This window comes from Gemmiger sp. An50, assembly GCF_002161595.1.
Taxonomy (GTDB): Bacteria; Bacillota; Clostridia; order Oscillospirales; family Ruminococcaceae; genus Allofournierella.
In genome coordinates, this window is sequence record NZ_NFID01000043.1 from 1 (window position 1) to 797 (window position 797).

1 protein-coding gene is annotated in these 797 nt (G+C 64.5%); it reads right to left on the reverse strand.

The features are described 5' to 3' along the window. A partial coding sequence (locus B5G03_RS17675) for a MucBP domain-containing protein (protein ID WP_206423651.1) occupies positions 1-797 on the reverse strand: 797 nt, incomplete at both ends.

Consider the following 797-nt stretch of genomic DNA (forward strand, 5'->3'; position numbering starts at 1 on the left):
TCCACGTCCTCACCGCCGGGGGTATTGTCGCCGCCCGCCTGGGGAGTCTCGGTCTCCGGGATGGTCACGGTATCGCCGCCTTCATCGGTACCCGCGCCAGCACCGCCAGCGCCACCGGCTCCACCGGCACCGCCCGCGCCGCCGCCTGCTACAGCCGCGCCGCCCACAACGGTCTGATCCTCATACTGGGTGATGGTGCCACCCGGCACGGTCACAGTCTCGGTCACGTTGTTCACAGCCGCAGTGTAGTAGAAGGTCACCACGTTCTGGTCCGCGTTGCTGGATACAGTCAGCTGCTGGCTGGCTGTTTCTGCGGTATAGTTCTCAATGTTGTTCAGCGCGTAGAAGGTCAGGTTCTGACCCACGGGCGCGGAGCCCTGCAGGCTGGGAGCCACCTCGGCGCCGGTCTCACGGTCCAGATACTGCACCGTAAAGACTGCGTCCTCATCGCTGGCACTCAAGGCGTACTGGGCTACCGTGCTCAGATCGCCGCTGGCGGTGCCGCCGGTGTAGCCCTGAGCCGCATCGGTCACAAAGTAGCGGGATGCATCCTCATTCATCACGATATCGGTCAGCTGGGGGGCGTTGGGCAGAGCCGCGCCCTCGTTCAACCGCACCGCCACTGCGCCGGTAGCCTCGCTGGTCTTCACTTCACCGTAGGTCTCCAGGCCAGCGATAAAGGAGTCGGTGAACTTGCCGTGCTCACCGGGACGGAAAGTCACCACATAGGTAGTGGCTTCGGTGGAGGAAGCGTCGCCTTCCGCTGCCAGAGCGGGCATTGCACTGACGCTTACCGC